Origin of the sequence: Saccharothrix sp. ALI-22-I (assembly GCF_001984175.1) — a bacterium.
GTDB lineage: Bacteria > Actinomycetota > Actinomycetes > Mycobacteriales > Pseudonocardiaceae > Actinosynnema.
Window position 1 is genome coordinate 1 of the sequence record NZ_MTQP01000022.1, and the last position, 25,741, is coordinate 25,741.

Here is a 25,741-nt window from a genome sequence, read left to right on the forward strand (position 1 = left end):
TTGAAGAGGCGGGCGGTGCCGTCGTGGCAGGCGGTGGCCAGTCGGGTGCCGTCGGGGGTGAAGGCGAGTGCGTGGACGGGGCCGTCGTGGGGGAAGGTGAGTAGTTGGGCGCCGGTCTGTGTGTTGAAGAGGCGGGCGGTGCCGTCGTTGCAGGCGGTGGCCAGTCGGGTGCCGTCGGGGCTGAAGGCGACCGCGTGGACGGCGCCGTCGTGGTCCAGTGTGCGGGGTGGGTTCGTGCTGCCGGGTTCGGCTATGCGGGCGGTGCCGTCGGCGCTGCCGGTGGCGAGGCGGAGGCCGTCGGCGCTCATCGTGACGGTGGTCACGCGGTCGTCGTGTGTCAGGCGCAGTGTTTCGGTTCCGCCGATCGTGGTGAGGCGGGCGGTCTTGTCGTCGCTGGCGGTTGCCACCGCGAGTCCGTTGGGGGAGAACGCGACCGCGTTGACGGGGGCGGTGTGGGTGACGGTGAAGCGTTGTTGGCCGTTGGAGGTGTGGAACAGTCGGGCGGTGTTGTCACTGCCGGCGGTCGCCACCGTGAATCCGTCGCGGCTGAACACCACGGCGTTCGCGGGCCCGGCATCCACCAGGCGGAAGCGGATGGGCAGAACACGGTCGAACGTCAGGACGAAGGTCCGCGGGGTCGTCCCGCCGAAGACGGTCTCCGTGACGACGACGCTGCCGGCGTTGTCGCCGATCACCTGTGTGAGCAGGCGTCGGGTGCCCTGTGGGACAAGGTCGACCGGTGCCTCGGGACCGGGCGCCGAGGAACGCCACCGACCGGCCTGGAGAATTTCGATGCCGGGGTTCCCGCCGCCGAATCCGATCGCCCCGGTGTACACCGCGATCGCGTCCTCCCCATACATGGCGATCAACCCGTTGCTCATTTGCATGTTCGGAACCGAAAGATTCGTCGGGCTTACCCAGGCACCGCCTGCGGCGCAACGGGACATGCCGATCACGTCGTTGGTGACAACGAACGGACCCTGTCGCCAGTAGAGGGCGTAGCTCGTGCCGCCGGGCGAAACAGCGACCGAGCGCGGGGCACTTGAGGCCGCCGTCGCATCGGTGAACAGCGGTGCGAACGGACCCCAGCTGCCGGTTTGGCTGGGCCGCGTGGTCACATTGGCCTGGCTTGCCTGGCTTATCACCTGCGTACCCAGCGCGGCGGCGCCACTGGCGTTGACCGCGAGGCACAGGCTGAGGGAATTGGCTGAGCCGCTCTCCTTGGTCAGCGCGGTCTGCGGGCTGATCGCCCCCGCCGCGGTTCGGGTGACGACCCGGATCGAATGCAGCATCGACGGAACCGTCTGCCATCGATGAACCCACGCGATGGTCGCATTCCCTGCCGCGTCGAGACCCAGTTCTGCTGCTCCGGAGACCGACGAAGTCACCTGTTGAGGTGTCGTCCACGAACCGCCCGGCGAATGCGACGAGACGAAAAGGGAACCGATCCGGGCGTCAGGCGGGGCGTCGTAGCGGTCAGCGAGGACGACCGCGACGCCGTTGGGCGCGACCGCCACGTCGGTCACTCGCACGGACCTGCTCGCCCCTGAGAAGCCGACGATCTCCACCGGCTGCTCCCACTGGGCAGCGCCCGCCGGGCGGTAGACGACGCGATGCCGCCACTGGGCATTCGCAACGTCCGTGCTCGACAGGGACGTGATGCAGGCGGCACCGGTACCGTCGACGCCGACCGCGAGGGTGATCGCAGCCGGCACGTCACCGGGTCCGGACACCAATTCGAACCCGTCCACCCACGTGCCGGCCGACTTGCTGTCGGCGATCGCGACCCGGGTCTTCAACGGTGTCAGCGACAGCACTTGGACATAACCGGCCATTGCACGGCCCCCCTTGCCGTAGGCAAGGGACGACTGGGTCCACGTTTCCGGAAGGGCGTTCGGAGCCGACCAGCTTTCCACGGGGACCCCTGTGCTCAGAGCGCGGTGACGAACCGCTTGGTGTAGATCTTCATCGACCCCTCCCGGTCGCTGCCCCAGAACACCCAGACGGTGGTGCCCCGACCGTTGCCCGGATGGTCGAACCCGACCGTGGACGAGGCGAACCGCATCTCGAGGACCAAGCCGTCCCCTGGGACATCGTCGGCCCGAGAGGTCATCACGTCCCCGAACAGTCAACCGGTCCGTTCATGACGACGATAGCCAAGTGTCCGTCACGCGGGCGTCACCGCGGCGCGACCGCCCGCAGCGCTCGGTGCGTACCTGACGACACCAGCCGCGCGAGTGCGGGTGACGGAGCGACACCGAGTTCGTTGCGCACGCAGGTCCGGTATTCCTCGAACGCGCGCCTGGCCTCGACAAGGTTGTATTCGGCGAGGTGCGCCTCGATGAGGACGCGTTGCGCGCTCTCGCGCAACGGCTCCGCTGCGACCGCCGTCATCGCGGCTTCCACGCCTTCGGCGAGCCGGCCTGCTTCGCACAACCGGCGCGAGAGTCCTTCGAGGGCGTGCAACACCCGCTGGCGCAGCTGTTCCCGAGCGATGATCACCCAGTCGTCGTACCAGCCCGGCAGCAGGTCCAAGGCGTCATCGAGCCACGGGAACAACGCCAGGTCCAGGCCGCCGCAGCTACCGTCGATGAGCCGGCGCGCCCATTCACCGGCGAACCGGGCGTCCACCGCGACATCATCGCGCAGCGAGATCGAGACGTTGTCCGCGCGAATTACATCCACCCCGGCGCCACGCAGCCGCCATATCGCGGACCTGAGGTTGCCGGCCGCACGCTGATCTTTCCCGATAGGCCACAGCAGCCCTGCCGCGAAGTGGCGGTCGACGCGACCGCGGTGTAGCGCGGTGAGGACGAGCAGCCGTTGGCTGCCCGTCGGGATCTCCTGCCGCTCGCCCGCGACTGTGATGTACGGGCCGCCGAACAGGTGCAGACACCGGTCTTGCGAGCTGTACGGGTAGGCGTCCGAGGTGGTCGCTGTGGTGATGGCCATGGCAGCTTTCCGGTGGGTCCGGCTGGGGTGCCAGGCGTCGCGGCGACGTTGTCGACCTCGGAAGAGGTGGTGTGTTACACGACTCCGCCCAGACCTCCGCGGCAACCCCGACAAACATTCCGTGTCGTCATGGTCCGTCCGACAACCCTGCAGGTCCCCTCTTTTCACCTATACGAGTGACCGCTTGCGCCGGCCGCTCCCGGAGCGCCGCGCTCCACCACGAGTCGAGTCGAGTTGTTGCGGGGTGTGGCGCCGGGTTGCTTAACGGCTGCGGATCACCCACGGGAAAGGCGAGTTGGGGACCGGGATCCGGGCGGAGTTCCGGCAAAGTCGTTTTGCCTGTTCAGGTGAGGATTCCGAGTAGTTGTAGTGGGTTTGCCGGGGTTGCGGGCCGTGGTCCGCAACCCGGTGGTGATTTTGGTGTGGCCGGTGAGGCGTGGGGCGTTGATGGCGAGGTTGCGCAGGGATGCATCACCTGGGTGCGTTGCCGGTGCGGACACGGAAGGACTCTTCTGCGTAGGTGACGTCGCGGACCCAGCGGGCGGTCGCGCCGCGGTGACGCCCGCGTGACGGACACTTGGCCATCGTCGTCATGAACGGACCGGTTGACTGTTCGGGGACGTGATGACCTCTCGGATTCTCGATTCGATGGGTGACTCGGCGCGGTGGACGGCGCTCGCACCCGACGGCGTGACGGCTTCGACGGACATCACGATGGTCGCCGATCCACACACCGCGGGATGGGGCGCCGACCGGGTGAGCGCGCGCATCACGGCGAACGAAGCCGCGACCGGGCATCGACTGCAGCGAACCGTCGAACCGGTGAACCTGTCCGGGTTCACCGAGTTGCGGCTGTCGATTCGGGCCGACGATGTCCCAGGGGACGGCCTGGTCCTCGAGATGCGGTTCGCCTCGTCCACGGTCGGGTTCGACCATCCGGGCAACACCTGGCATCGGTTGCTCCCCGCCCGGTCGGGCCGCGGTTGGACGGTCGCGGTGATGAGCCTCCATGACCTCCCGACCGCCGTGGCGAATGCCGTGACGGGCATCCGGTTGCGTTGCGTCGCAACGCCGTTCGTCGTTCACCTCGACGACCTGATCGCGGTGCGGCCCCGCCTGCTCGCCGACGCGGATGCCGCGCTCCTGGCGGCGCTGGACGGAATCGGGGCCGGCGGTGGACCGGTCGCCGTGGCCATTCGCGCTCCCTCGCAACCGGTTCCGGCCGCACCCGCGATCGACATCGAACAGTTCGACATCCGGTACGCCCCGGGTCGGGTGATCGACACGAGGTTGCCTCGCGACTACACCGTCGACGGCCACCGGGACGGTAGCGCCGGTACTCCGTTCGACATCGACTACGCGTTGCGGCCGGTCGCCTCAGATCGCGCGACGCAGGCCGAATTGCTGGAGGCCGTGCTCGCCCGGGTCCCCGTCGCCGGCGAACTGGTGATCGACGGCGACCGCGCGCCGATCGAACTGGTCAGCGTCGCCGGGGCCGAGCGGATCGGCGGTGCGGTCGGTGAGATCCCGGTGCTGGTGTACCGGGTCGGGGTGCGGACACCCACGGTGGTCGGGCCGCGGATGCCGCGGATCAAGCACGTCGAGGTGGGCGGCGACCTGCTCGGGACGTCGTTGTGAACGTGAGCTGAGGAGACGGACATGGTTTTCGACATCGGCGTAAACGTGGTCGAGGTGGACGGCGCGACGGCACCCTCGGTGACCGGGGCCGCGGTGTCGGTCTCGGCGTTCTGCGTGACGACCGAACGAGGACCCGCCAACCAGCCGGTCCGGGTGACGAGCTTCACCCAGTTCGTCGAACGCTTCGGCGGCTACATCCCCGGTGGCTTCGGCGCATACCTGGTGAAGGGGTTGTTCGACAACGGTGGCCGGACCGCCTACGTCAACCGGATCGTGGATCCGACCGGAGCCCGGACCGCGAAGTTGGTGCTGAAGTCAGGCACCGGGAACGCCGATCCCGCGGCGCTCACCATCGAGGGTGGCTTTCGCGGTGAGCCGGACCCGGGCAAATGGGCCGAGCAACTCTTCGTCAAGATCGTCCACACATCGTCCGCGGCGAGCAGGGTGCGAGAGGCCAGTCCCGCCAAGATCACCGGCACCGCACTCGGAGCGACCACCGACATGTCGAGCCTGCTGCCGCTGAAGCTCGAGGTCGACGGCGCGCCCCTGGAATTGACCTTCCAGCTCACCGACTTCCAGGATCCCGCGCAGGCAACAGGGCGGGAGATCAAGGACGCGATCAACGCGAAGACCACGTCGGTGGTCGGCGACATCGATGCGGACAAGCTGGTGCTGACGTCGACGGGCGAGCAAGCCGGGCGCTCGTCCGGGTTCACCAGTCTGAAGGTCACCACCGCGAACACCGCGCTCGGACTCTCGGAGACGGCCGGCGACGCCGTGCTCGGTAACGTGAATGCCTTCGACAAGGGCGGGACCACACTGGCCAACCCGGCGAAGTTCGCCGTCGGCGACCTCCTTGAGATCACCGACGGCACGAACAAGGCGAGCGCGAAGATCGCGACGGTCGACCCGGCGACCGGAACCGTGACGTGGACGCCGGAGCCTGCCAACCAAGCCGCCTTCACCGACGTCCGCAAGATCACCATCGGCACGACCGAATTCGAGCTGAAGCTGGCAAAAGGCAAGGGCGACGACGAGCACGTCGTCGAAACCCATCAGGGGTTGTCGATGCACGTGGCGCTGGGCAGGTTCGTCGAGCGCGTGGTCAACCACCCGCTCAGCGGATCGCGGTTCGCCAGAGTGACGGTGGGGGATACCACGGCCCGTCCGGTGGAAACACCGTGGACCCCGCTGCGCGACGGCGCCGACGGTGTCCCCACCGTGAACCACTTCATCGGTGACGAGGCGGCCCGGACCGGCTTTTTCGCCTTCGACTCGTTCGACGTCCAGCTGGTGTGCTGTGAGCGCTCCGACGAGTCGATCGCGAAAGCCGCACTCGCGTACTGCGAAAAGCGCGGCGACGCCATGTTCGTCGGTGCGGTTCCGAAGGACTCCGTGGCGGCGGGTCAGGCCGTCGACTACGGCCGGCGACTGCCGGCGACTGCGTACGGCGCCGTCTACGGCCCGTGGATCGTGGTGCCCGATCCGATCGGCGTCGGCGACAACCCGCTCATCGTGATTCCACCCACCGGCCACGTGATGGGCGTTTACGCCCGGACTGAAACGACGCGCGGCATCTGGAAGGCGCCGGCCGGTGACGAGGCGAACCTGCGTGGCGTGCTCGACGTCGAAACGCGACTGTCCGCAGCTGATCACACCGATCTGGTGACCAACGGGTCGGTCAACGGCATCCGGGCTGTGCCGCGCGCCGGCATCGTGGTCGACGCGTCACGGACGTTGAGCGCAGATCCGCGCTGGCGCTACGTCAACGTGCGGTTGCTGTTCAACTACGTCAAATCGAGCCTGCGTGACAGCCTGCGGTGGGCTCGTCAGGAACCGAACCGGGAATCCCTGTGGACGTCGGTGAAGTACACGACGATCATGCCCTTCCTGCTCGGCCTGTGGCGCCAGGGAGCGTTCGGCACCGGCACCCCGGACCAGACGTTCACGGTCATCGTCGATGCGACCAACAACCCACCCGATCAGGTCGAACAGGGCAGGCTGACCGTCGAGGTCTACTTCTACCCATCGCGCCCGGTCGAGACGATCGTGATCAAGGTCGGCCAGCAGGCGAGCGGCGCCACCGTGGCCGAGACCTGATCGCCACCACCCAGAGGAGCTTTGATGCCGCTCGTCAACGATTTCTACGAGGGCTACCGAGCCAGCGAATTCGTGATGGAGGTCGACGGCAAGTGGAGTCCCCGCCTGAGCAAGGTGTCCGGTCTCAGCGAAGGTGAAGTGGAAACCATCGAGCAGCCGGACGGGCTGACCGGTCACGTCTACCGGCTGTCCTCGTCGAAGGTCAAGTTCGAGCCGTTGACGATCGAACGCCGGGTCGACGGCAGCGAGGACGACACGAAGTTCCGGCAGTGGTTCCGCGACACGTTCGACCTGAACGCCCTGGCGCAGGGTGGGTCGTCGCGCCGGCGCAACGGCGCGATCATCAAAAACCACAACGGCGAGGAAGTCGGACGGTTCCTGTTCAAGCACGCCTGGGTCAAGTCGTCCAAGTTCAACGACCTCGAGGCGGGATCGACCAACTTGATGCTGCAAACCATCGTGCTCGAACACGAGGGGCTCGAATGGGTCCCGAGGAGCTGAGGAGACGGGAATGACGACCACGAAGATAGAGCCCCGCACACCGGCGCGGGGCCGGGAGGTCGAGGTCCACCTCCCGGTCGGTTTCGTGGACGAACACGGGCAGGTCCACCGGGTGATCACGTTGCGCAAGATGACCGGCCGCGACGAGGCGCTGCTGGCCGATCCCGCCAACCAGCGCAACGGTGGGCGGATGGTCACCGCGCTGCTGTCCAGCTGCATCGTGCGCCTTGGTGATCTGCCGTCGTTCGGGCGCCGTGAGGTCGACGCGATGTACTCGGTGGATCGCAATTACCTGCTGATCAAGTTGCGTACGTTGACGTTCGGGGCCGAGCTCGCGGCGGAATACACCTGCCCGTCGTGCGGGGATCGGTTCTCGACCGTGGAGAATCTCGACGAGCTGCCGACCACGATGCTCGCCGACGGCGAAATGCCCGAAGACATCTCGGTCGAACTCGGTGACGGGTACCTGGACCGGGACGGGGCGGTGTACACGTCGATGACACTGCGCTTGGCGCGCGGGGAGGACGAAGGCGCGGCGGCACCGCAGATGCGCAAGAACGCCTCGCTCGGCAAGAACGCCTTGCTCGCACGGTGCCTGCGATCGCTCGGTGACATGCCGACCGACCGCATGGAGGCCTTGGGCACCAAGATCTTCGCCGACCTCACGCTGGGCGACCGGCGGCTGATCGACCGTGCGTTCAACGACGCCGCGCCGGGTATCGACCTCATTCGCGAATTGGATTGTCCCGCTTGCGGACATGAGATCCGCGCCAGCCTTGACATGACGAATTTTTTAGTGCCGGAGTGAGCCTGGACCAATTGCGTCGTGAAGTGTTCTTCCTCGCATATCACCTGCATTGGTCGTATGTCGAGCTGATGGACATGGAGGTCGGCGAGCGCGACGGGTTCGTCCGGTTGCTCGCCGAGCAGATCGAACAGGAGAACGCCCGCGTGGAAGCAGCGCACACCAGATAGCGCACGACGCCCAAGGAGGTGACCTCGGTGCCGATCGCGTTGCTGCTGCAGAAGCCGTCCGCCACGTTGCCCACGCTGCTGGCTGCCTCGAAAGCGTTGGCGCCGTGGATCGACATCGTGCGTGTGGAGAAAACCATCCGCAACCGTGCGCACGGGATCTTTCTCGTCAGGTGGTTCGGCACCTCGCTGCCGCGGGAAGGGCCCTATCTCAGCATCCGCGTCGCGAATATCGCCGAGCTGGATTCCCGACTGCTCGCCATCGAGTCGACGCCGTCTCCGGTTGCCGGGGCGAGTTCGCTCACGACGCCGATCTCCGCGCTGGCGGGCATGATCGGCGGTGGGCTGTCGAGCCCGGTCGGGCAGATCGCGGGCACAAGCCTGTTGCTGAGGTTCGGCGGATTTGGCGTCACCGCGCTGGTTTTGGCGCTGGCCTCGATTGCCGGCCTGATCTTCGTCGTCGGGTTCGTGCAGGCACCCGGTGCGGCGAGTGCCCTGGCGCTCGGCGGTTCCGCCGCGGCGGGAGTCGCCGGTGCCGTGGTCGCGCTTGCGGTGGCGGGCGAGGAGATCCGGGGCGTCCTCGTGACGGCGGCGTCGGCGGTCGCGGCGGTGAACGCGTCGAGCGCCCTGCTCGACCAACTGCGGGGACCGCGTGGAGCGATCCGGAACCCGCTGGTGAGCAAGCTCGTTCAGCTCGGCGACCGCGTTGCCGCCCTGGCCGCGCAGCTACTGGGCGCCGTCGCGTTCACGGTGACCGAGATCGGACCGCGGTTGATCCCCGCGGCGCGGACGATCGTGGCGATCGGGCGTTCGGTGCGGACCGCGGTCGAGTTCCTCGACATCGTGAAGGCAGGTCTGCTCGATCGGATCCGGCAGCTCACCAGTGGTGAGTCGGCGATCGGCCCGTTCGCCGCCCGATTCGGCGCCACGGTCCGACAGGTCGTGCACGACGCGATCGAGGTCGTCGTGATCGGCGGCGACGTCGTGACGAACACGCTCACCAGGGCCGCGGACGAGCTCGCCGACGCGGTCCGGGGCTACCTCGCCGACGTGCGCCGGTTGCTGCCCACGCTGTTCACCGGGCATCCCACGGTTCGGACGATCGTCCGGCTCACCGAGCTGATGGCGGACAAGACGAAGACCGCACCGAACAAACCCGGATTGTCCGACATCCTCCTGCCGAAGGTGACGCTGCCCGATCCGGTGAAGATCCTGGAACACCTCGCCGGACCGGCCGTCCCGCAGCTGAGCTGGAAGGCGATCGAGCACGCGGCAGCGCAGGCGCCGGCGGTCGACCAGCGTCGCCTCAGCCGCCGGCAGCGGGCGCGCGCGGCGGTCGCGGGAATGGCCACGCGGCCGAGCATCTTCGCCGCTGAACTGGCCGAACGACGCGACGCGCTCGGCGCGAACCGAACCGCACTGGCCGCGCTCACCGACGACATGTCCCTGCTGGTCGGCAGGTTCCTGACGCCGTCGCTGTGGACGAGCGTCGAGCCGCAGGTGGCTGACGGCGCGGACGCCTTCGCCGCGCTGGTCTACGGCGACGTCTCCGCACCGCCGCCTCGACCCCTGCCCGTGCTGCGGCCCGACGAGCCGGTGCCCGTCCGCCCGGTGATCGGCACCCTCCGGTTGAGGGTGCCGGGCGCGTCCCCGGCCGATGTCCGGGCGCTGGAGCGCACGTTGACCAGGCGACTCGACGCGCAGTCCTACGTGGTCGCCGACCCGACGTGGGGGCGTTGACATGCCGATCGACTTCGCCGCAGCCGTGGCCAGGTTCGCCGCTCTGGCCTTCCAGAGCCGCTTGGCGACGCAGGCCGGCCGGGCCGTGGAGGCCGCGCTGACCAGGCGTCGCACCGCCGTTCGCGCCGCCGAACTCGGCACGCGCGATCTTCCGGTACTGCCGTTCCAGGACGGTGCGGTGGGGGTGTGGGTGACGTCCGCGCGCCGTTCGGCGGCGGGCGGCGCGTTCACCGACACCCGCGTGGGACCCCTGGCCGCGATCGGGACCGCCCGTGCCGCGTGGGTCGGGTCGTTGCGCGCCGCGAACGACATCCCCGCGTTCGTCGAGTCGATCGACCGGTTGCTCGCCTCCGCCGACGAGTCGATCACGCGGTACGCGACGCCGACGCCGGGGGCGTTCGACCCGCGTGATCGCACGGTCCTGGATCTCGTCGGCATCATCGCCGCGTTCCACACGGCGGTGAAACGGGCGAGCACGCCGGGCGGCGAGCTCGACCGGCTGGGCGCCACCCTGCTCGCGACCGTCGGCGTGCTGCGTGCCGAACAACCGGCCACCCCACCTGTCGGGTCGGCGCTCCGGCACACCGCCACGCCGGACCAGCCGCCGGTGGTTTGGCACGACGACGCCCGATCGTCGGTTCTCGCCCTGTCGCTGACGTTCGCGGCACTGCCCGAACTGGTCTCGGTCCTGCTGGCGGGCATCGACATCCGCGTGCGCCTCTGGGCGTTGGTCCTGCTGGAGACGGTGGAGAAAGCGGCACGAAAGGCGATCGCCGCCGAGTACGAGCTGGTCCTGGGAAGCTTGCGCCGGCTCGGCGGGTGGCTGCTCGGGCTGGTGCACGGGCTGCAGGCGGTCACCGGCACGTTCGTCCGGGCCGGCATGGCGTTCGTGCCGGCGTTCGGCCTCGCGCTCGCCGGTGCGGTCAGGGATTTCGTGTTCGAGCTGGCACGCCTGCTGAAGGCGGTGGTCGGCCTCCTGGGGTTCGTCACCGACCTGCTCGAACTGCTCGGCCTCGACCGGTGGGTGCCCTCGGACATCCCGATCGGCCCCGAGGCGCCACCGCTGAACTTCCGGTCGAACTTCCCGGAGTTCGGGCGGACGGCGTTCGGCGACGAGGTGCGCGCGCAGGTCGCCCGCGTCGTCACCGCGACCGGAGAGGGCGTGCGCACGCGGCTGGCCGCCGGGTTCGACCGCACTGCCAACGGGTTGCGCGACGCGGCAGGCCACTTCACGTCGGTCGCCGATGCCGTGGCACGGGACGAGACCGGGCACCTCTCGCCGCGCCTGCCCGCCGATGCCGACTTCCTCGCCGCGACCCTGCTCGGTGCGGAACCGCCACGGGCACAACGTGATCCGCTCGCTCTGGCGCTCGAGTCGTGGTTGGCGGCCGGTGGTGTGCGGGTGCTCGCCGCGGCGCTGGAGGCGTATGGCGAGCGGACGGCACAGCTGTGGCACGCCCGATTCCAGGGCGAACCGGCACTGGTCGGACCGGCGCCGACCTCGCCACACCTGCTGCGCCGGCACGCCGTCCCGGTTCGGGTCGAGGTACCGCGGGTTCTCGTGCACGTCGGCGGACCGGCCGACGACCGGCTCGTCGAGGCGGTCGCCGCGGAGTTCGCCGCGGCGGTGCGCGGTGCGTATCGCGATGGCGCGCGACGACTGCGCGCCGGCTCCGGCGCGGTGGGGAGGTGAACATGGACGACCTGGTCACCCAGTTGGGGCTGCTCCTCACCCAGACCCGCTTCGCCCGCAGGACCCTCGAGGACATCGAGCGGTCGACGGCGCAGTACGGCACCTCCGCGTTCACCTCGGCCGTCACACCTGCCGCCGCCCTCGGCAGCCCGCCGCTGCTCGACGGCGCACTCAAGGTGCACGTGGTGAACATTCGCGAGCTGACGCCCGGCAGCGGGTTCGGCGACCTGCTGTCGGGGGTGTTCGGCGGGGTCGGCAGCTTCGTCGGCAACCTGTTCGGCGGGCTGGTCGGGGGCACGATCGGTTCGATCAAGCTCATCGACGCGATCGGCACGATCCACTCGCTCGCCGGACGCATCGAGCGCATCATCGACAAGCTGGGCCTCGGGAAGGCCCCGCCGTCGCCGGTCGCCGCGCCACCAGCGCGGGCCGGTGCGCCGCAGGCCGCGGGCGGTCAGCCCGACTTCCTCGCCACGCTCGCGACCGTGCGAGGCAAGTTCGACGCCGTCACGGCACTGCTGCGGGCGGCGGCCGGAGGTCCCGGTGCGCCGCCCTCGGCGGCGTCCGCACCGCTCGGAGCGCCCGATGCCACGCTCTGGAAAGCGTGGGTCGACTCGCTGACGTCGGCCATCGACGCGGCGACGCGCCTGGTCGGCGGACTCATCGTGGCCGTGCCGACCGCGATCGCATCCGTCTCGTGGTTGCTCGACCGGCTGCCCGACGTCCGCGACGCCATCTCGGACGCGCTCAGGTTCATCGTCCGCGACGTCCTGGTGCTGCGCGGCGCGGTGATCGTGCTGGCGCTGGACACGATCGCGATGATCGCGAGGGTGGCGGCGATGACCGTCCGGACGCTCGCCGCGACGGTGTCCGAGACGCTCACGGCGCTGTTCGCGGCGTTGGCGAAACTGCTCGACGGCGCGCTCCAGCTCGGCGGCGTGCTCGGCGGGGCCGTCACCGGGACCGTGAACGAACTGCTCGGCTGGCTGGTGCCGACTGTCGACAAGATCCTGCGAAACCTCGGCGAACTGCGGATCTTCCGGGTGCTCGCCCGACTCGTCGACGTGCTGCCCGCCTTGCTCGCCCTGACCGGCGGCGGCACGAACCCGGCGAAACCCGCCGGCACGGCGGCGAACCCGGCCGACCCGGCACGACCGCCGCTGCCGGCGCCACCACCCCCGCCGAACCTCGCGATGATCATGGCCAAGGTCGGCGCGGACGCGCAGGCCGCAACCGACAGGCTCACCGAGGCGGCCGAGGAACTGGTGGATCAGCCCACCGCGAAGCTCCGCGCGGGACTGACGACGTTCGCCGAGAAACTCGACGAGGCGGCGATCAACGAGGTGGCGCTGTCGGGCACCAGCCTGGCGAAGCGGCTCCAGACGCTCGGAGCCCGTACGTCGAGCACCGCCGAGATGCTGATCCCCGCCGTGCCGGTGAGGGCGGAAACCGGGTTCGGGCCGATCGCCGCCGCGTACGGGCAATGGCTCGCGACCGGCGGTCTGCGGACCCTGCTCGACTCCATGAAGACGTACTTCACGACGCCGCCCGAGCGGTCGCAACCTGTCGACCGGCAGCCCGCCACCGAGCGGGCACCGGTCGTGCGAATCGACGAGGTCGTGATCGACATCGCGCCGCCGCCGGCGGCCCCCGCTCCCGAACCTCCCGATGTGCCTTGGGGGCCGGGAGATTTCCCGATCGAGCGGCCGGACGACGACGTCGAGCGGCTCGCCAGACAACAGATGCTCGACGACATACGTGGCGCCCGCGGCCGCCGGCGTCCTTACGTCCCGGCGAGCGGATAGGAAGCATCGTGGCACGCAAGGGCTATCTGGCGAACCTCTTCACGGTGCCGCCGCTGATCTTCAAGTTCCAGTTCCACCCGGAGATCCTGTCGGAGAAGAAGGGGTTCGAGTACCGCGAAGCCCCGGAACTGGGCAAGTGGGCGTTCGACAAGTCCGTCAAGGCCGCCGGGATCACCGGCGGGAGCGCGCTCGCACGGGCCGCGAAGGTGGCCGGGGCCGCGCTCGACGACTTCAAGCACTTCGGCAGCCTGCTGGTCGCGACGAAGGCGATGGATCCCACGTGCGGGCGGCCACGGACATTCGCATTGGAGTTCGCGCTCGACGCGCGCGCCAGGCCGGACGACCCGACGACATTCGATGCCGCGCGGCGCGGGCGGATCGAACCCGACCTCGCGGTGCTGCGTTCGTTCATGAACCCGACGCTCGACATACCGGCGCTGCTGGCAGGCCAGCCCATCTGGGCCAAACCGCCGACGTGCCAGCTGAAGCTCGGCGACGTGGAACTCGAATGCGTCATGAACGACCTGAACATCAAGATCACGAAGTTCAAGCCGGACCTCACCCCCGAACGCGCGGAAGTCAGCTTGACCCTGTCCGAGCAGACCAGATCGCTCTCGACGGTCATCGACGTGCTCACTCGCGGCGTGGAGGTCGTCGGGTCCTATGGCCGGCTCAGCGGCGAGGACGTGCTGCAGCAGATCCCGGGATGGGGCTTCGTGCAGGACGCATTCGACTGAGGAGGGGAACGTGACCGTCTCCAGCAATTCGAGGTACCGGCAGCAGACCGCCTACACGGCGGCAGCGGCCGACGGAACGCCGCGGCCGACGTTGCCGATCCGGCGGACGCCGCCACCGGCGAGCGCGACGCACCGGCATCGCGTCAGCGGGGTCGAGGACGTCGAGTACCTGGCCTGGCGGTACCTGCGCGACAGCGAGGCGTGGTGGACGGTCACCGACGCCAACCCCATCGCATTCCCCCTCGACCTGCGCGCGGGCGACGTCATCGACGTGCCGATCGGTGCGCGTGCCGACCGGACCGACCGGACCAGGGTGTTCCGATGACGGGTGTCGAGAACGTCGCGACGGCCACCGTGCTCGTGAGCGCGGACGGTTCCGACTGGCGCGACGTGAGCGCACCGCTGCACTCCCTGAACGTCGAGGACGACGACCGGCTCACCGACAAGGCGATCGTCCGATTCGCCGACACCACCGGGCTGCTCGCGGATGCCTCGTTCGAAGGTCTGGAGCTGCGTGTCGCACTCGACGAATCCGGCGGGCCCACGTTCATCTTCGAGGGCGTGGTCACCGCGTCGCGGATCGTCGCCACGCCCGACCACCAGCACGTCGAACTCACCGCGCTCGACTTCACGTATCGCATGAGCACCACGCCATACGACCCGGCGGAATGGAAAGCGGGGGAGACGCTGACATCGGTCCTCACCCGGGTCGTCGGGCGGCCCCAATACGACATCACACCGTTCCAGATCGACCCGGCCGCGGACATCGTGCTCGACGAACGCCGGCCGTCCCGCCCGGCGAACGTCAACGAGTGGGAGTTCGTGCTCGATCAGGCCCACCGCCAAGGCTGCCTCGCGTTTCTCGAGTTCGACGGCAAGGACACGTCGAACTTCTACTTCACGCCGCTGGTGAAGATCGTGGCCGCCGAACCGGTCGGCGAGCTGCACTACGGCCGGGGCGGCGGGAACCTCATCGAGTTCTGCTACGAGCGCAGCGCCGCGATCTCGGCACCTCGGCGCAGGGCCGCGACCATCGACCCGGTCACGGGTGTCCGACGCACTTCGCCCATGGCCGCCACCGCGCCACGGCCGCCGCTGCCGCCCCCGATCACCGGACGCACGGCCGACCTCGACGAGCGGCAGCGGACCGCGATAGGGGCGCTGCACGACCTGGCGGCGACGGCGGCCGCGACGCTCGTCCGCCCGGAGGAACGGGTCAGCGGCACGGCTGCCCTGACGGCCGACGAACTCGTCTACCGCCCCATCGCCGATCCGACGTCGCTGCTGGGATTCCACGGTCGAGGCCGGGCGGCCGGAACGGTCGCGCTTCGGGCCAAGTCCCGCGTGCGCATCTCCGGGATCGCCGCCTGGGCGGAGGGTGACTGGTACGTGCGTCGGGTCAACCACGTCTACCGCCGCGCCAATCCCCGCAACGGTTCACTCCCGAGCTATTTCACCGAGTTCCTGACAACCAGGTAGGAGTGCACATGCTCGTCGACGAAAGCAGCCGCCACGTCGGTCGGTACTACGGCAAGTTCCACGCGACCGTCGTGGACAACACCGACGACGACCATCGCGGCCTGCTGCGGGTGGAGGTTCCCGACGTCTTCGGCGCCGGTGTGGTGGTGACGGCCGAGGCGTGCCTGCCTTACGGCCACTACTTCGTGCCGCCCAAGGACACGGTCGTGTGGGTGGAGTTCGAGGCCGGAGATCCGGAGCGGCCACTGTGGACCGGCGTCGCGCTGACCGAGGCGACGAGAACCAAGGTGCCACCCGACTCGATCCTGATCCACCACACCGGGGACGCGATGATCTCGATCGACGAGCAGGGCGGTCTGCTGCTGTCGAGCCCGTCGGGTTCCTACGTGCACCTCGACGCGGAACACGCCGCGGCCACCCTCGCCGAGGGGCACGGCAACTTCCTGTCCATGGGCGCCGACGGGGTGAGCCTGGTGAACAACGCCGGCACGGTGATCAACATAACCAAGGACACGGTGCACATCCGAGCGGCGAAGGTCGTCGTCGAGGCGACCACCGTCGCGTTGGGAGCGGGCGCGGCCGACACGGCCGTCCTCGGCAGCGGCATGGAGGCCCTCTGGACGTTGCTCGCCACCCACGTGCACCCGACCGCCGGCGTCGGTCCGCCATCGCCTTCGCCACAGTTCGCGGCGGTTCCGAAACTGATTCCCGGGGTGCACCTGAGCAGTGCGGTGGTGCTCCGATGAGCCGTTGCGCCTTCCCGTCGTTTCCGACAATCCCCCTTCCCGCGCCCCCGCTGCCCGGGTTGCCGTCGGTGCCCGCTGCTCCGGAGCCGCCGCGGGTGCGGCTCCCGGCCGTGCCCGGGATCGCGGTGCCGCCGGTACCCGCCTTCCCGGTACCGGTGCCCGCCACGCCCGGAGTGCCGGCAGTGCCGGAGGTGCCGGAGCCACCCCGAGTCCTGCTCCCCGCCGTGCCGGGGATCGCCTTGCCGCCGGTACCCGCCATCGCGGTGCCGCTCCCGGCCGTGCCCGGACTGCCGGCGGTGCCCGAGATCCCCGACCTGCCGAGGCCGCCCGCGGCGCCGCCGTGCCCGCTGGATTGAGAGGACGCCCTTGCGATGACCGATCCACGAGGACCCGCCTTCCCGTTCCGCATCGACCCCCGCACCGGAGCGCCCGCGTGGAGCGGCGGTGCCGACAAGATCCGCGAAGACATCCTGATCCTGCTCGGCACCCGCCTCGGTGAGCGGCCGATGCTGCGCGACTACGGCGCCAACGTGGCCGCGCTGGTCCACGAACCCGACGACGACGTCACCGCGGACCTCCTGCGCCGGCAGGCACACGAGGCCGTCATCCGGTGGGAGCGGCGTGCCGTCGTCACCCGGGCGCAGGTCGATCGGGACGGCGACCAACTGCGGCTGGTGCTGAACTACGTCCTCACCGACGCCCCGGTGACCGGCCAGATGATCGTTCCGCTGGCGTAGGGACGAGCCCCGATGAGCACGCCTGCGATCGACTACACCGACAAGGACTTCGCCTCCCTGCGTGCGGCGCTGCTGCGGCTCGCCGGCCAGCGGCTGCCCGAGTGGACCGACCGGTCACCGTCGGATCTGGTCATGCTGCTCATCGACCTGTTCGCCTACTGCGGCGACATCGTCGCCTACTACCAGGACCGGATCGCGAGCGAACTGTTCCCCGCCACCGCGACCGAGCGCGGCAGCATCGTCGACCTGCTCCGGCTCATCGGCTACGAGCTCACCCCGGTCACCCCGGCACGCGTGGATCTCCGACTGTCCTTCGCCCGGCCGAGCCGACCCGAGGACCCGCGCTCCGCACAAGTGCCCAGGGGAGCACGATTTCGCGCGGAGGTACCGGGCGACGGGCCGATCGAGTTCGTCTACCTGGGGCCCGATCTCACCTTCGATCTCACCTCGAGCGAGGTCCGGCCGGATCCCGAGCAGCCGGTCGTCCACTACGACCGACTGCCCGTCGAACAGGGCAGGCCGATCTCGCCCGCCGCGATCGTCATCGGATCCGGAACCGACGAGCCGAATCTGTCCCTGCCCCTGCCGGACCGGCAGGTGAATCTCGACTCCGTGGTCGTGGAGGTGCACGAGGGCGCCGACTGGGTCCGGTGGGAGCGAGTGGTCGACGACGAGCCGACGTCCGACCCGCTCGCCCGTGAGTACCGCCTGATCGTCGACGCGACCGACACGCCGCGAGTGCTTTTCACCAACCGTCGTCCACCGGTGGCCGTCGACAACATCCGGGCGGCCTATCGCGGCTGCCTCGGAGCGCGCGGCAACGTCGCGGCCGGTTCGATCACCGAGGCGATCACCGCGATACCGGCGCTGGCGTCGGTGACCAACCCGGACCCCGCGGCCGGAGGCAGTGACGCCGAGTCGGCCCGGAGCGCGATCGAGAACGCGCCGTTGGTGTTCCGATCGATGAGGCGAGCGGTGACCGCGGGCGACTACGCCGCGCTTGCGCGACGCACCGGCACGGTCGCGAAAGTCCGGGTGCGGAGCCCGGTCTGGAACCGCGTCGAGCTGTACGTGGCCCCGATCGGCACCACGCTGCGGCCGCTGCCGGAGTCACTGCGCAACCACCTGCTCGCGTTCTTCGAGGACAAGCGCCCGGTGGGCACGGTGATACAGGTGTTCGGGGCCCGTCCGGCACCGATCGACATCGGCGTGGAGGTGATCGTCGACGACCGGTTCGTCCCGTCCACCGTCGCCGCGAACGTGCGCACCGCCATCACCGATCTGCTCGCCTTCGCCCGCGTCGACTTCGCGCAGACGCTCTACCTGAGCGACGTGTATGCCGTTGTCGAAGCCGTTTCAGGGGTCGTCGCCGCCACCATCGACCGGTTCCGCCGCGCCGACCGCCCTGCGGTCGATGTCGCGTCCGAGCTCGTGCGGCTCGGGCTTCCGCCGCTGTCCGAGCTGCCGGATTTCCTCCGCGCCGCGGTGTCGGCGGACGTCGCGGTCGGTGGGCGCATCGAAGTGGGCGAGTTCGAGATCCCGACGCCGGGCACCCTCGACGTGCGCGTGGGGGCGCGATGAGGATCGGATCGTTCACGGCATCCGCCGACCTGTGCGGCCGGCGAGTCGCGCTGCGCTGGACGATCGTCCCGGATTCCGATGAGACCGCACCGAGGGTGACCGTGCGTCGCAAGCGGCACGACTTCGACTTCCCCGCCCGCCTGGACTCCTACCTGATCTACGACAGCGCGGCGTTCCCGCCGACGCCACGGCCGGGAGTCCTGGCCGTGCACGACCTGCCGGACGCCACCAGTGTGGATGGCGGCCTGCGCGTCACCGAACAGACGTGCACCGTCGGGCGGATCGAGGGCGGGCGGACGGTCGAGATCGTGCGGCGCACGATCCGAACCGTGACGGACGCCGTCGACCGCGCGGTGGTGCGCCGCGAGGTCGACCTGCTCGACGCGGGCGCGGGCGGTGGTGCGCTCGACGCAGGCGTGACCTACTACTACCAGCTCGACGCGTCGAGCACGGATGGCAACGCGGTCCGGCTGCGCGCCAGCGCGACTCCCACGGCTGTGTACCGCTACAACCGCGTCTTGTACGACATGTTGCCGAACGTCTACCGACGGCTCGACACGGCCGAGCGCCCGCAGGACGCGAGTACCGGACTCCTGCCGGAAGCGGCCGCGGCCGGTGGGCAGCTGCGCCGGCTGATCGACGTCTTCGGGACTGCCGTCGGCGCCCTGCGCAGCTCGGCGGACGGCCTGCGCGGTGTGCGTGACACCGTCGAGACCGACTGCCGGTTCCTCCCGTTGCTGGCGCAGTGGATCGGTTGGGACCTGGGCGACGCGGACATCGCGCGGCAGCGCGGCGAGATCACCGCGGCACCGCGGCGCTACCGCACCACCGGGACGCTCGTGGGCATCCGCGAGCTCGTCGACCACTACACGGGCTGGACCGCGCGGATCTCGGAAATGGCGCAGCACATTTCGCTCACCAACAGCCCGCCACAACGCAACGTGTTCGCCGCCGTCGAGACCAACGCGGGCTTCCAAGGAGTGGACGACGCCGCCGTCGTGCTCGGCCTCACCGGCGCGTCCGTCGCCGACCTCACCGGGAAAGCGATCGAACCGTTCGCCCTGCGCGACGGCATGTCCATGCGACTCGCGGTCGACCGGGCGGCGCCGAACCGGCTCCACCTGCGGTCCACCGACTTCACCGACATCGGCGCCGCGTCGGCCGCCGAGGTGGCCGCCGTCATAGGGCGAACGGTGCACGGTGTGGACGCGGCGGCGGTGGGCGGAAAGGTGCGGCTGCGTTCACGGCGCGGGACACCCCAGGCGCACGTAGAGGTCTTCCCGGCCACGGCGTCCCTGGTCAGCCTCGACGGCGCACCCGGAGGGCGGCTGGCGACCGCCGTGGACCCGTCCGGAGTCGGCTGGTTGGTATATGCGACGCCGGCGGGACCGGATGCCGCGGACATGCAGTCGATGGTCAAGGCACGCCTGCTGGAGCAGTGGTACGACGCACGGCCGATCGGTACCGACATGGCCGACCCCGCGGTGGCCACGCCGGCCGGCGGCACGCTGTGGTGCGCGTGGGTGTCCAACGCCGCGACCGCCCGGTCCCGCCTGCGCCATCAGGTCGGCACCGTCGCCGCGCCGACCGCCGCGCAACTGCGCGGCGACGCCGTCGCGCCGTTCGCGCTCGTACCCGGAACGCGGTTGGTGATCACCGGATCCATCATGGCGCAGACGTTCACCATCCGAGCCGGCGACTATGCGAACGTCGGGTCCGCGATGACCGGGGAGGTCGTCGCCGCGATGAACGCGCAGCTCGCCGGTGTGACCGCGCGGTCGACCGGGGCCGGCACGATCGTGCTCACCAGCTCGGCGACCGGGCCCACCGTGACGATGCGCGTCGACCTCGCTGCGTCCACCGCGGCGTGGGCACTCGGGTTCGGCGACCGCGAGCTCATCGGCCGCGGTGGCTGGACCCCGGACATCGACTGGAAACCGGCGTGCGATGTCGGGCAGGTGCCACTCGGCCGGCACGCCCAGTGCACTGCGACCGCGGACGCCGGCGGCGGGGTCCGGCTGTGCTGGAGCACCCACGACGGCGGCCGGTGGCGGATCGCGACCAGTCGGTGGGCGGACCGGATCCTCGCCGCCACCCCATCGGGGCTCACGGTCCTCGCCGCGGACGGTGCCTCGTCGATTGCCGCCGCGGACGGCCTGCCCACCAACGATGTGCGCGACGCCGTTGCCGATGCCGACGGCACGATCTGGTTCGCGACCGCCGCCGGCGCGGCCGCGCGCACGGCTGGTGGCGTCGTGATGGTGTTCACCACGGCGTCGACCGGCGGGGGACTGGTGTCCAACGACGTCCGATCGGTGGCGGTCGCGCCGGACGGCACGGTCTGGTTCGCCACGCAAGCGGGTGTCAGCGGGCGTGCCGCCGACGGCGAGTGGACCACCTTCGACGTGTCGAGCGGGTTGCCCGCCGTGAACATCCGCTCTGTCGCGGCCACCATGGAAGGAACGTTGTGGGCGGCGACATCGGCCGGTGTGGCGGTGCGGTGGGACAACAAGTGGCGGGCCATCACCGTGGCGGACGGGCTGCCGACCGGCGACACACGTCGTGTCGTCCCGGCGCCCGATGGCGCGGTGTGGGTGGCGACCCCGGCCGGCGCCGCGCGGATCGGCGGTGGCAAGGCCGTCGCGACCACTCTGTCCGATCTCGGCCCCGGCGCGAACGACGTCCGCGCCCTTGCCGCGGAAGGCACGACGATGTGGCTGGCAACCGCGGCAGGTGCCGTCGAGCTCCGCGCGTCGGGCGTCCGCGTCCTGCACGCCGCCGCGGACGGCATCGCCGACACCGACTGCCGGGCCGTGACGGTTTCCGATGGCACGGTGTGGATCGGCACCGCCTCCGGCCTTCACCGGCGCGACGGCACGGGTCGCTGGACGGCCGTGGCCGGAGCTCCCGGTGCCGTCGTGGCACTGACCGGCTCGTGGTCGCCACCGATGCTGATAGGGAATCCCGCGGCCGGAGAACGTGATCCGCACATCCTGCGCGACGGCACTGCGCTCCTGCTCACCACCTCGCGCCGAAAGCGTTCGGCGCAGAGCGACACCTGGCAGATCATCCTCCGTCGACGGGACGCGACAGCCGCGGCGTGGACCGACGAGACCGAGCTCACCGCCGCCGGAGCCGTCGACAGGGAACCGGCGCTCACACGCGGCCCCGGCCAACCGGTGCGGGTGTACTTCCGATCCGATCGCGGTGGCGGCGCGCGCGTCTGGCATGTCGAGGTCAACGCGGCAGGTGCCGTGACGGAGCCGAGGGCGGTCACCAAAGGGCCGAGCACCGACACCGATCCAGCTGTTCTCGCCATGCCCGATCTGCCGTCGCTGCTGCTGTTCCGCAGTGACCGCAACGTGGCCGTCGCGGGCCTGTCGACCGATCCCGGCCGGCCGCCGGTGGAGACGTCGGTCCGCCGCTTCGCCGGATCGACGACCGCAGTGCCGGCCGATGCCGCGCGCAACAACGGCAGGCGTGGGTTCGGCGACCTGCTCGACTACACGCCGCAGCGCCCGCGCGGTGATCCCCCGGCGCCCGACGAGCACTACACACCCGGCACCGTCGTGCTGCACCTCGATCGCGGCCGCGCGGAACAACCGCCCGAGGCAGCCGAGGTCCACCGGTTACGTCAGCTGCTCGCCGACTTCGTTCCCGCCACCGTGCGGATCGTGACCATTCCGGACCCGTGAAAGGAACGTCTCATGGCGCTCATCTCCACCAGCACCTTCAACCCGCTGCTGCGGTACGTCAACGTTCGCATGCAGCAGGGCGTCCCGATCGTCGACGCTGACCTCAACGAGCTCGACGACATCCGCAAGTTCGAGCTGCGGGCGTTTCTCAAGTGGTTCGTCGGCGACGGCGTTCCGGACGGGAACGACGGGTTCCGGATCGTCGGGAAGGGCCTCGCCAACGAATTCACGATCGAAGCCGGTGCCCCGCCGGCAGCCGGTGCGGCTTCGCCGGCGGACCTGGCGCTGCGCAACGTCGGCCGGATCATCGCGGACGGCCTCGACGTCATCATCGAGGCCGACACCACCTTCACCGCGCAGGATCTGCACGAGGAGAAACCCGGTGCCGCGGTGCTCGCCGCCCGCCTCGGCGTGCCGGTCATCACGAAGCTCACTCCGGCGACGGTGGCCGAGCCCGTGGCCGTCTACGTGGATGTGTGGGAAATGCTCCTGACCGCGGACGACGAGCCCGAGCTCGTGCACGCCGGGCTCGGCGCGGAAACCTGTGCGCGGGTGCTCCGAAACTGGGTGATCCGGGTACGCCCGGGCACGGCCGCTCCCAGGCCGGGTGACGGCGATTTCCTTCCGGGACACTCGTACGTGTTGCTCGCGACCGTCTTCCGGCGGGTGGGAGACGCCCGAGTCGCGGCGTCCGACGTGGTTGATCGCCGGCATCGACGGCTGCGCCTGCCGCCCGCGACGCTCGTCGAGGACGTGCTGGGCACGAGCACCGATGACTACCGCACTGGTCTGCGCCGGCCCCCGATCAGCTTGCGGGATGCGATCAACGCCCTGCTGCGAGGCGAACTGCCGGCCGGCCCCGATCTGCCTGTCGCACCCGCGGCCACGCCCAATGTGAAGGACGAGATAGGGCGCGCGTTCCTGCTCGACAGCGGGCGCGGACTGGTCGCGGGCTTTTCCAGCGACCGAACCGGGACCGACCAGGTGTTCGTCACCAGGATGAGCCTCGACCCGGTGGCCTCCGGGTTCGTGGCACCCACGCAGGTGACGAGCGGCGTCGCGCACAGCCGTCCGCACGTAACCGAACTGCCCGACGGCACGCTGTTCGTCGCCTACCAGACGCAGTCGGGGCTGAACGACAACATCGCCTTCAAGCGCGGCGAACTGTCCGCCCTCAGCGCGGCCAACGAGATCCCGGTAGCGGAGACGCCCGGCATCGCCGAGACGAATCCGTTCGTGGTCACAGCGGGCCCACGGGTCACCGTGTTCTTCCACAAGTCCACACCGGGCGACACACCGCTGAAGCGCTGGCAGTTCCGCCGCTGGAGCCACCCGAACGCGTCCTGGATCGACACCAACGCGGTGGAGTTGTCCCAATTGGACACGATGCGGCGGGACTTCCACGCAGCCCCGGACAGCAGCGGCAAGATCTTCGCGGTTTTCACGACGCCAAACGGAATCATGGCGACCCAGTTCGATCCGGGAACGGGCACGGCGACGGATCCGTTCAAGCTCGCCGAACAAACCGGCAGTGCGAGCGAGCCACCGTTCGCGCTCTGCACCCGCGGGGGAGACGTGTGGGTGTTCTGGCAGGCCGGCGGCATCTCGGGACGCCGCTTCCGCAACGGCGCCTGGGAGACCGCTGTCAACAACATCGGCGGAACCGACAACAACGATCGCCGACCGTGCGCGGTCGAGGACGCGGACGGTGTGATCTGGCTGATCTGGAGTCGGGGCACGGCCGGTAGGGGCGACCTGTTCGCGATGCGCCAAGACCCCGCCGGCCACTGGGGCACCCCACGTCAACTGGCCACGTCGGGTGGTGACGACACCTCACCGTTCGTGATCGCCGGTCGGGGCACCACCGTCTGGGTGTTCTGGGGCAGCGACCGGGAGGGGTCGATGAAGATCTACACCAAGCGGTTCGTCACCGCGCTCTGAGCACAGGGGTCCCCGTGGAAAGCTGGTCGGCTCCGAACGCCCTTCCGGAAACGTGGCGCCAGCCGTCCCTCGGCTATGGCAAGGGAGGCCGTGCAACGGCCGGTTATGTCCAAGTGCTGTCGCAGACACCGTTGAAGACCCGGGTCGCGATCGCCGACAGCAAGTCGGCCCGTACCTGGGTGGACGGGTTCGAATTGGTGTCCGGACCTGGTGACGTGCCGGTGAAGGTCACCCTTGCGGTCGGCGCCGACGGCACCGGTGCTGCCTGCATCACGTCCCTATTGACCACGGACATTCTCAATGCCCAGCGGCGGCAGCGCGTCGTCTACCGTCCAGCGGGTGCCGCCGAATGGGAGCAGCCGGTGGAGATCGTCGGCTTCTCGGTGCCGACCAGTTTCTCGCGACCGTCCCAAGTAGCGGTCGCGCCCAACGGAGTGGCGGTCGTCCTCGTCTACCGCTACGACGGCCCGCCGGACGCCGAGATCGGTTCTCTCTTCGTTTCGTCGCACTCGCCAGGCGGTTCATGGACGGCACCCCAGCAGGTAAATTCGCCGGGCAAAGACTCCGGCGCAGCACAATTGGCGCTGGACAGCGCCGGCAATGCGACCATCGCGTGGACCCATCGATGGCAGACGGTGCCCGTGCGGCGTTCGGTCCGGGTCGTCACCCGAACCGCGGCGGGGGTGATCAGCCAGCAGACCGCGCTGACCGAGGAGAGCGGCTCAGCGGATGCAATGGTCGCATGCCTCGCGGTTAATGCGAGTGGCGCCGCCGTGCTGGGCGCGGACGTGAACGCTCAGGCCAATGTGACGACGTGTCCCGATCAAACCGGCAACTGGAAACCGTTCACGCCACTATTCACCAATGCGACGGCGTCCTCGAGCTGGCCACACTCGGTAGCTGTTTCGCCCGGCGGCACGAGCTACGTCCTCTACTGGCGAAAGGGCCCGGTCTTCGCCGCCGATGACGTGTTCGGCATGTCCCGTTGCGCCGCCAGCGGTGTCTGGGAAAGCCCGAAGAACCTTTCGGAGCCGAACATGAACGTGGGCCACGGATTGATCACCTTGTACGGAGAGGACGCGATCGCGGTGTATGAAGGGGCGATCGGGTTCGGCGGCGGAAACCCGGGCATCGGCGTTTTTCAGGCCGGCCGGTGGCGTTCCTCGGCACTCGGTCCAGAGGCACCGGTCGACCTCGCCCCGCAGGGCGCTCTACACGTTCCCGCGCAGGTGATCGGCGACAACGCTGGCAGCATCATCCTCACGGGGACGAACTTCAGCGGGCGGCGGCCCTTTGTCCAAGCGTTCGACCGTGTTCTGCCCATCCGCTTCCGCCTGGTGGATGCCGGGCCCGCGAACGCCGTGGTGTTCAGCCGCGACGGATTCACGGTGGCGACCGCCGGCAGTGACAACACCGCCCGACTG

Annotated in this window: 21 protein-coding genes; 18 read left to right on the forward strand and 3 right to left on the reverse strand. The window is 69.7% G+C overall.

Annotation, left to right across the window (positions count from 1 at the left end):
• The 3 genes from ALI22I_RS01125 to ALI22I_RS01130 form a co-directional block, all read right to left on the reverse strand.
• Nucleotides 1–1,916, reverse strand: a 1,916-nt coding sequence (locus ALI22I_RS01125; RefSeq protein WP_143531859.1) for a WD40 repeat domain-containing protein, incomplete at its 3' end; no start/stop codon positions are given.
• A gap of 14 nt (nucleotides 1,917–1,930) precedes the next feature.
• Nucleotides 1,931–2,077 carry a hypothetical protein gene (locus ALI22I_RS50215; protein WP_179118039.1) on the reverse strand — a complete coding sequence of 49 codons (147 nt, stop codon included), beginning with the start codon at nucleotides 2,075–2,077 and terminating at the stop codon, nucleotides 1,931–1,933.
• A 101-nt stretch (nucleotides 2,078–2,178) separates the two neighbouring features.
• A complete protein-coding gene (locus ALI22I_RS01130; protein ID WP_077003717.1) occupies nucleotides 2,179–2,952 on the reverse strand; it encodes an AfsR/SARP family transcriptional regulator in 774 nt (257 codons plus the stop codon).
• A 648-nt stretch (nucleotides 2,953–3,600) separates the two neighbouring features.
• Between ALI22I_RS01130 and ALI22I_RS01135 the strand changes: the two genes are divergently transcribed.
• The 18 genes from ALI22I_RS01135 to ALI22I_RS01215 form a co-directional block, all read left to right on the forward strand.
• Nucleotides 3,601–4,590, forward strand: coding sequence for a hypothetical protein (locus ALI22I_RS01135; protein WP_077003718.1), 990 nt, complete (start codon nucleotides 3,601–3,603; stop codon nucleotides 4,588–4,590).
• A 21-nt stretch (nucleotides 4,591–4,611) separates the two neighbouring features.
• Entirely contained in the window at nucleotides 4,612–6,690 is a 2,079-nt protein-coding gene (locus ALI22I_RS01140) for a phage tail sheath C-terminal domain-containing protein (RefSeq protein WP_077003719.1), read from the forward strand.
• Nucleotides 6,691–6,714: 24 nt separating this feature from the next.
• Nucleotides 6,715–7,191 (forward strand): phage tail protein, encoded by a 477-nt coding sequence (locus ALI22I_RS01145; protein ID WP_077003720.1) that lies wholly within the window; start codon nucleotides 6,715–6,717, stop codon nucleotides 7,189–7,191.
• 112 nt (nucleotides 7,192–7,303) lie between these two features.
• Nucleotides 7,304–7,999, forward strand: coding sequence for a T4 family baseplate hub assembly chaperone (locus ALI22I_RS01150; protein ID WP_179118040.1), 696 nt, complete (start codon nucleotides 7,304–7,306; stop codon nucleotides 7,997–7,999).
• The gene (locus tag ALI22I_RS50220; protein WP_179118041.1) at nucleotides 7,996–8,166 is read left to right on the forward strand and encodes a hypothetical protein; all 171 of its coding nucleotides are present in this window, start codon (nucleotides 7,996–7,998) and stop codon (nucleotides 8,164–8,166) included. The genes ALI22I_RS01150 and ALI22I_RS50220 overlap by 4 nt, the downstream gene beginning before the upstream one ends.
• 27 nt (nucleotides 8,167–8,193) lie before the next feature.
• Nucleotides 8,194–9,903, forward strand: coding sequence for a hypothetical protein (locus ALI22I_RS01155; RefSeq protein ID WP_179118042.1), 1,710 nt, complete (start codon nucleotides 8,194–8,196; stop codon nucleotides 9,901–9,903).
• 1 nt (nucleotide 9,904) lies between these two features.
• Entirely contained in the window at nucleotides 9,905–11,596 is a 1,692-nt protein-coding gene (locus ALI22I_RS01160; RefSeq protein ID WP_077003723.1) for a hypothetical protein, read from the forward strand.
• 2 nt (nucleotides 11,597–11,598) lie between these two features.
• Nucleotides 11,599–13,401 (forward strand): hypothetical protein, encoded by a 1,803-nt coding sequence (locus ALI22I_RS01165; protein WP_077003724.1) that lies wholly within the window; start codon nucleotides 11,599–11,601, stop codon nucleotides 13,399–13,401.
• 8 nt (nucleotides 13,402–13,409) lie between these two features.
• On the forward strand, nucleotides 13,410–14,138 hold the full coding sequence (locus ALI22I_RS01170) for a hypothetical protein (protein WP_077003725.1): 729 nt from the start codon (nucleotides 13,410–13,412) through the stop codon (nucleotides 14,136–14,138).
• A gap of 10 nt (nucleotides 14,139–14,148) precedes the next feature.
• Nucleotides 14,149–14,463, forward strand: coding sequence for a hypothetical protein (locus tag ALI22I_RS01175; protein WP_077003726.1), 315 nt, complete (start codon nucleotides 14,149–14,151; stop codon nucleotides 14,461–14,463).
• Nucleotides 14,460–15,617, forward strand: coding sequence for a hypothetical protein (locus ALI22I_RS01180; protein WP_077003727.1), 1,158 nt, complete (start codon nucleotides 14,460–14,462; stop codon nucleotides 15,615–15,617). Before ALI22I_RS01175 ends, ALI22I_RS01180 begins: the two co-directional genes overlap by 4 nt.
• An 8-nt stretch (nucleotides 15,618–15,625) precedes the next feature.
• A complete protein-coding gene (locus ALI22I_RS01185; RefSeq protein WP_143531861.1) occupies nucleotides 15,626–16,363 on the forward strand; it encodes a phage baseplate assembly protein V in 738 nt (245 codons plus the stop codon).
• Nucleotides 16,360–16,719: a hypothetical protein gene (locus ALI22I_RS01190; protein ID WP_143531862.1), complete on the forward strand. Its 360-nt coding sequence runs from the start codon at nucleotides 16,360–16,362 to the stop codon at nucleotides 16,717–16,719. The genes ALI22I_RS01185 and ALI22I_RS01190 overlap by 4 nt, the downstream gene beginning before the upstream one ends.
• A 15-nt stretch (nucleotides 16,720–16,734) precedes the next feature.
• Nucleotides 16,735–17,100 (forward strand): GPW/gp25 family protein, encoded by a 366-nt coding sequence (locus tag ALI22I_RS01195; RefSeq protein ID WP_077003730.1) that lies wholly within the window; start codon nucleotides 16,735–16,737, stop codon nucleotides 17,098–17,100.
• Nucleotides 17,101–17,112: 12 nt separating this feature from the next.
• Entirely contained in the window at nucleotides 17,113–18,681 is a 1,569-nt protein-coding gene (locus tag ALI22I_RS01200) for a baseplate J/gp47 family protein (RefSeq protein WP_077003731.1), read from the forward strand.
• Nucleotides 18,678–22,376 carry a two-component regulator propeller domain-containing protein gene (locus ALI22I_RS01205; protein ID WP_077003732.1) on the forward strand — a complete coding sequence of 1,233 codons (3,699 nt, stop codon included), beginning with the start codon at nucleotides 18,678–18,680 and terminating at the stop codon, nucleotides 22,374–22,376. The genes ALI22I_RS01200 and ALI22I_RS01205 overlap by 4 nt, the downstream gene beginning before the upstream one ends.
• 12 nt (nucleotides 22,377–22,388) lie before the next feature.
• Complete coding sequence (locus ALI22I_RS01210; RefSeq protein WP_077003733.1) at nucleotides 22,389–24,317, forward strand: DUF6519 domain-containing protein; 1,929 nt, start codon at nucleotides 22,389–22,391, stop codon at nucleotides 24,315–24,317.
• Nucleotides 24,318–24,331: 14 nt separating this feature from the next.
• Nucleotides 24,332–25,741: hypothetical protein (locus tag ALI22I_RS01215; RefSeq protein WP_143531863.1), on the forward strand; the 1,410-nt coding region annotated here is incomplete at its 3' end.

Coding starts and splice junctions, on each gene's coding strand:
- ALI22I_RS01130 (WP_077003717.1), bottom strand. CDS start 2,952: ATGGCCATCACCACAGCGACCACCTCGGACGCCTACCCGTACAGCTCG.
- ALI22I_RS01135 (WP_077003718.1), top strand. CDS start 3,601: ATGGGTGACTCGGCGCGGTGGACGGCGCTCGCACCCGACGGCGTGACG.
- ALI22I_RS01140 (WP_077003719.1), top strand. CDS start 4,612: ATGGTTTTCGACATCGGCGTAAACGTGGTCGAGGTGGACGGCGCGACG.
- ALI22I_RS01145 (WP_077003720.1), top strand. CDS start 6,715: ATGCCGCTCGTCAACGATTTCTACGAGGGCTACCGAGCCAGCGAATTC.
- ALI22I_RS01160 (WP_077003723.1), top strand. CDS start 9,905: ATGCCGATCGACTTCGCCGCAGCCGTGGCCAGGTTCGCCGCTCTGGCC.
- ALI22I_RS01165 (WP_077003724.1), top strand. CDS start 11,599: ATGGACGACCTGGTCACCCAGTTGGGGCTGCTCCTCACCCAGACCCGC.
- ALI22I_RS01180 (WP_077003727.1), top strand. CDS start 14,460: ATGACGGGTGTCGAGAACGTCGCGACGGCCACCGTGCTCGTGAGCGCG.
- ALI22I_RS01185 (WP_143531861.1), top strand. CDS start 15,626: ATGCTCGTCGACGAAAGCAGCCGCCACGTCGGTCGGTACTACGGCAAG.
- ALI22I_RS01190 (WP_143531862.1), top strand. CDS start 16,360: ATGAGCCGTTGCGCCTTCCCGTCGTTTCCGACAATCCCCCTTCCCGCG.
- ALI22I_RS01195 (WP_077003730.1), top strand. CDS start 16,735: ATGACCGATCCACGAGGACCCGCCTTCCCGTTCCGCATCGACCCCCGC.
- ALI22I_RS01200 (WP_077003731.1), top strand. CDS start 17,113: ATGAGCACGCCTGCGATCGACTACACCGACAAGGACTTCGCCTCCCTG.
- ALI22I_RS01205 (WP_077003732.1), top strand. CDS start 18,678: ATGAGGATCGGATCGTTCACGGCATCCGCCGACCTGTGCGGCCGGCGA.
- ALI22I_RS01210 (WP_077003733.1), top strand. CDS start 22,389: ATGGCGCTCATCTCCACCAGCACCTTCAACCCGCTGCTGCGGTACGTC.